The sequence below is a fragment of the Ornithinimicrobium sp. F0845 genome (genome assembly GCF_023015765.1).
Taxonomy (GTDB): domain Bacteria; phylum Actinomycetota; class Actinomycetes; order Actinomycetales; family Dermatophilaceae; genus Ornithinicoccus.
Map to the genome: position 1 here is coordinate 1 of NZ_JALKAL010000027.1, position 5,374 is coordinate 5,374.

The following is a 5,374-nucleotide window of genomic DNA, read 5'->3' on the forward strand; positions in this document are numbered from 1 at the left end:
ACGCGGCAAATCCGGTCGTGGCGATCGGGCGGACCGGCGGCCGTCCGTGCAAAGATCCGGCTGTGAGGAACACCAGGGTGCGAGCCACCGTAGTGATGACCCTCGTAGTCGTTACGGGCTCTGTGGCCCTGTTCGTCGCCTCTGCCGTGAACTGGCAGGCGGCGGACAACAAGTGCGGCGCGCTGTTCTCCTTCGATGAGCGCTTCGCTGACGCACAAGAGGTCAGCTTCGAGAATCGCCTGTTCCCCCAGCCCGTCGACTGCAAGTTCGACAACGGCATCACTGTCTCCCATCGCTGGTGGCCTGCTGCCTCTGGGTGAGCAAGATGTCCGTCGCAACTTGCGGCAATTGCGGATGCCGATCGGCTGCGGCCGCATGGCGCTATGACGCCTTCTCGTCCTTTGCGTCGGCACAGTCAGGCTGGGAGCATGGAGGGCGGGGCTTCGAACGACGCCCAGGGCCATGTGACTCCCATATGGCAACTAGATCCTGGTTGGCGACGGCATCGCGCATACGCGTAAGGGCGTTGTCGGAGAAGCGCGGGTGCTTCTGCGAGCCGAACTCGAAGACATGCCGGCAGTCAGGGTCCTTGTCGATGCCGAGGTGATCACGGAGCGCCGTCGCACGCGGTCGCGAGATGCTCAACTTGTCGGCCAGGTCGAAGGGTGACCAGTGGAACTTCTTTTGAAGGTCTACTTCCCGAACCGCTGCAGCATCTACGTCCTCACCGCCGTTGCCGTCACGGACAAGCCTCACCGGCAGTGCGTCCGCCTGCTTGACAATCTTGACCTTCACCGTCAGTCCCTCGCCGCTGATCTCGGCGGAAAGGGGACTCAGCTTGGGAAAAACCAACTGGCGCGTCTTGCCAGCCTTGATGCCCTTTTCGACACGATTCACATCCGAGTCGCTGACCCTTGTATCCTCGGCGACGTGCGCCTCCAGTGCGAGGAGCGTGCGGATCTTGGCCCGTGCGTCCCCGCGGGCTCGGCGACCCGGCTTGAGCAGCTCGGCGATATTGGCGTACTCGCTGTCCACGAGCGCGAGGATGTCCTGAGGAGCCTCCGTCGAGACTGGCAACACACGGACAGGCAAGTAGTCGGCAAGCCGCTGATGAAAGGCGCGGAAGAGGAGATCGTCGAACAGCGTCACCGAGGCCCTGGCGTGGAGGTAAAGCAAGCCTTCGGAGACGTCGTTGAACCAGTGCTGCTCGTCGTCCCTAAGGGCATCGATGGCGCGGAGCGTCCCCGCTTCGCTTTGGGTCAGCTTGAGGTTTGTGAGTTGACAGGAATGGTTGACGGCAGACTCGAACCCAATGCTGCGCCCAGTCTTCTTGTCGAAGACCTTCGCCCTCCCTTGGACAAGCGCGGCTTTGAGGAGCATCTCGAAGGGATGCTGTAGGTGGAGGAGCACGGCCGTGGCTCGACCGTCATCGTGAGGGCTGTTGAAGGCGGTCATCGCCGTCCGCATGGACGACAGTGCCTTGCCGTGCAGCGCCTTCGCCGTAGCCCTCATGTCCACCATGGTGCTTCACCCGTGCCGGGAACGCACGACGTGGGCGCGCGCGCCGCGGCAAAATGAGTGCGGTGGTTCAGGGCCTCGTCTAGCCGCAGCCGCGAAGTTCCGCCTGCCTGTCGCGCGTCATAGTTCGCCATCAGTCAGCTCAAGGGGCATCTCTTCGCCTGGAGCCATGGCATCCACGGGCACGGAGTGCAGAAGGTCAAGGATCACCTTGAGCTGCTCGGCCAATGCGTCCGTCGTTTCGCCTTGCTCAGCGCCGACCGGCGCATATAGAGGGACTCCCCACGTCCGACCGTCGAGCGCAAAGACACCTGGGCCATCGCTACTCAGCGGGGCCAGGGCCTCGCGCAGGGCGTGAACCTCGACGGGATCCTTGCTCCACACCATTGCCCACAATGGTGAGCGCCCCAGTCGGCCCCACGTGCCGATGCGTAGTCCGGCCCACAAAACGGCCTTGTCGTTCACCGCCAGCCAACGACCAGGGCCGGCGTCACTAGAGCCTGACCGCGTCTTGCTCGGACTTACTCGGAGCGCCGCGTCGATCACACACTGACGCAGTCCGGCGAGCTGTTGGCCGGCGCGATCGGGAAGATCACCGTGAGCCAAGGGCGCCCAGCCGGTCCTGAGGTGAGCCCTTACCAGGCTCGCCAGTTGGGTCAGGTCAGAGAGCTGCGGGGGTTCCACTACGACGGCTTCAAGTCGCGCCAGGAGCGATTCCCACGAAACGACTGCGACCGCGTTTCCATCTGCGAGGCCGTGCACGAGCCACGGTTGGTCCTCGCTGGACGAGTCCGGCAACGGCGCATCCGGTATTCCCGCGGGCCCAGCCAAGAGACGGGGCCAGATGCTTACGACACGGTTCTTCGGCACCAGGTAGAGCAGAAGGCTCGGTTGGCCACTCGAAAGCCACTTGAGGTATCCGGCTCCCGCTTGCGGCCCTGTAAGGGCCGCATCGAACTTGGCCTCGATAACAAGCCGGGCCCCCTCGGTATCCGCGCCGACTATATCTGGCCTGCCCTCCTGCGCCGAGCTGACCGCCTGCCCTGAGTAGACCAACTCCTCGAGATTGGCGGTTGGCAGGATGCCGTTCGCGAGCCCCGTGATCGCCTTACGCGCCGCCGGCGACGTCTGCAGGATGTGCACCAGTCCCTGCGTCGCGATGGGTTCCGGTTGGAGTCCCCGAGCGGTAACAAGCTCGAGGAGGAGAGTGTTGGCGGTCATGCCTCATCATCGCCCACAGGGACATGCACCGTGCGAATAGCGCCTCTCGTGCCGTCGACGGAGTCGACCCAAGTTCTGGCCTAGGTACGCCAGATTTGGACGAGCGTAGCCGTCATCAGTGAGGCAGGAGCGTGACGTCCGCCTGCGCGCCTCGCCGGCGTTGCAGCATCCACATCTGATCATCCCAACGTTGCCGCCTCAGGCGAGCACACGCACGACCTCTGCGTGGCGAGATCCGGCTCACGGCGTCGCGTGGCACACTACTTGACGTGCGGGTCTTCGTCAGTTCCTTGATCTCGGGATATGAGTCCCTTCGAGCGGCTGCCGCTGCGGCCATCGTCACTTTGGGCAACGAAGTCGTCCGTGCGGAAGACTTTCAAGCATCGCCTGACAGTCCGCAGCAGTCGTGTCTCGCGGGAGTAAGGGATTCCCAAGCTGTCGTGCTGTTGCTAGGTGAGCGGTACGGACACGTTCAGCAGTCAGGTCTCTCTGCGACCCACGAGGAGTATCGGGAGGCGAGGGAGTCGCGACCGGTATTGGTGTTCGTACAGCGTGACTGCCACCCCGAGCCGAAACAAGTCGAGTTCATCCGCGAAGTTCAAGGTTGGGAGAAAGGGCACTTCACGGCTGAGTTCTCCGACGCAGAAGACCTGCGGACCCGAGTGACCCGAGCCCTGCATGAGTTCGCCCTTGCTAACGAAGCTTCACCGCTCAACGAGAATGAACTGATTGAGCGGGCACGCGCCCTCCTGCCAGCTCAAGACCGGAGCCATAACCCAATTCTGCACGTGGGTGTTGCTCCCGGGCCGGTGCGGGCAGTATTGCGGCCAGCACAACTTGACGATCCTCAACTCCAGCGTTACCTGCTAGCCGAAGCCCTTACGGGGGACAACGCCGTTCTGACGCCCAGCGCTGGTACCGACCTCGCGGTGGTCGGTGACATGATCCGCTTGAGCCAGCCTCAAGTGGGCCGTTTTATCACTCTAGACGAAAGCGGGAGAGTACTGATCGCTCGCCAGGCGCAGGACGACCGAAACGAACGTTCTGCCCTTCCGTCGATCATTGAGGAAGACGTCATCGCAAGCATCGAAGGGGCGCTGCGATTCATCGCACGGCTGCTCGACTACGTCGATCAACCAAAGAGACTCACTTACGTAGCCCCCCTAGTCTCCCTGTCAAATGCTGGTTACATGCCCTGGCGAACCCGCTCGGAGCAGATGGCCAACCCGAACTCAATGGTCATGGGTCATACCTCGGCCGGCGATGTCGTTGTCTCACTGACTCCGCCGGTTCGCCGCCGACCTGCTCTCGTTCACGACGCCCCAGCGCTTGCACAAGACTTCGCGTTGCGCATCCGTCGGGAGATACAAGGGTGAACTTCGCAGATCAGGAGGTCATGCGCGGTCGGTGGCGGCGACAGCTTAGGGAGTGGGCTCTCGATACAACGACGCGTGAAGATTTTGGTCGGAGTGGTCTCTCTCGGCGTCTCCAGGACGTCACGGTGCAACTCGTCCTTCTGCCTCCCGACCCGGAGGGAAATTTACTGGAGATTGACGAGTCCTTCAGCGCGTGGCTTGGCGAGCACCGGTACGTAGACCTCGACGGGTCAATATTCGCCCTGCCTGCTACGCAACAAAGGACCGCACACGCCATTGCCCTCGCCTCAACCTATGGTGAGGCATGGGACGAGTACTTCGCGATTCATCGATCCGGCGCCATTGAGATTGGGATGGGTTCGCGCGGAGGATGGGTGGGCAGAGGCAATGATGAGACGGCACGCACGTTTGCTTTGACCCCCGTTGTGGCGCATGTGTGGGCAATGCTGAAAGTAGCTGGGCTCCTGACCGAGCGGGTCGGGCTCCAATCGCCTCTTTGCCTAGCAGTGGGCGTCGTCGACACAATGGATGCTGTTCTGGGAGTTCTGGGAGAAGGTTGGGCGGAACCTAGTGACTTTCAGAATCGCGTGGGTGGCTGCGCCGATCCGCAGCTCCTCTGGAAACTCGAACTGCTGGAAGTCCCAGACCATGAAAGTGCGCGACGCATCGCCTACAGCATCGGCGATCGACTCGAGGACGCTTGGGGCGTCTCTCAGCGTCGGTACCTATCGCTTCGAGGTCCGCACGCGGGGAATCTTAACCCCCGCCATTTCCGCTAGGAACGTATCGAAGAAGGCAAGCGACGTGTGGCGACAAATCAAGAAGCACAACCAGCGGGCAGGGAGCTCAGTGTGATGTACGTAGGCGGGGATGAATCACCGTGGGAGGGTGCCGTCAAGTGGGTGCGCGTCCGTGACCGTGAAGATGTCGGCACCGTAGTGATGGCGGGCAAAAACATAGGGAGGGTGTACTGCTACGCCGTCCTCTTCGAGTCGACCGGGGAGGTGCGATTCTATCAGCAGGAAGACTGCATCCGTTGTGACGCGACCGGGAACACCCAATAGACATCGATAGGCTCGGAGGGACTCGACGGACTCCTCCTTCGCGCTCTCGCGGGCATCGATCGTGCGGGTCGCGGCTCTGGGCTGATTGAGGTGGCCCGGCCACGGAAACGATGGGCGTCATCGTCACAACCGCCAACCACCGCTTCTCGAGCTGCGACTAGGATGAGGGCCGTCGCTAAACATCCGGACATCGGC

The 5,374-nt window shown here is 62.4% G+C and carries 4 protein-coding genes; 2 read left to right on the forward strand and 2 right to left on the reverse strand.

Annotated features, from left to right (window positions below):
• A partial coding sequence (locus MWU75_RS19525; protein WP_247094116.1) for a hypothetical protein occupies positions 1-320 on the forward strand: 320 nt, incomplete at its 5' end.
• A 61-nt stretch (positions 321-381) separates the two neighbouring features.
• On the opposite strand, the gene MWU75_RS19530 is transcribed toward MWU75_RS19525, so the two are convergent.
• Both MWU75_RS19530 and MWU75_RS19535 read right to left on the reverse strand, forming a co-directional pair.
• Complete coding sequence (locus MWU75_RS19530) at positions 382-1,512, reverse strand: hypothetical protein (protein ID WP_247094118.1); 1,131 nt, start codon at positions 1,510-1,512, stop codon at positions 382-384.
• 126 nt (positions 1,513-1,638) lie between these two features.
• A complete protein-coding gene (locus MWU75_RS19535; protein WP_247094120.1) occupies positions 1,639-2,739 on the reverse strand; it encodes a hypothetical protein in 1,101 nt (366 codons plus the stop codon).
• 269 nt (positions 2,740-3,008) lie between these two features.
• Between MWU75_RS19535 and MWU75_RS19540 the strand changes: the two genes are divergently transcribed.
• Complete coding sequence (locus MWU75_RS19540; RefSeq protein ID WP_247094122.1) at positions 3,009-4,115, forward strand: DUF4062 domain-containing protein; 1,107 nt, start codon at positions 3,009-3,011, stop codon at positions 4,113-4,115.
• The last annotated feature ends 1,259 nt before the right edge of the window (positions 4,116-5,374 follow it).

Excerpts from the sequence above, each read along its gene's own strand:
- MWU75_RS19535 (WP_247094120.1), bottom strand. The coding sequence starts at position 2,739 with ATGACCGCCAACACTCTCCTCCTCGAGCTTGTTACCGCTCGGGGACTC.
- MWU75_RS19530 (WP_247094118.1), bottom strand. The coding sequence starts at position 1,512 with ATGAGGGCTACGGCGAAGGCGCTGCACGGCAAGGCACTGTCGTCCATG.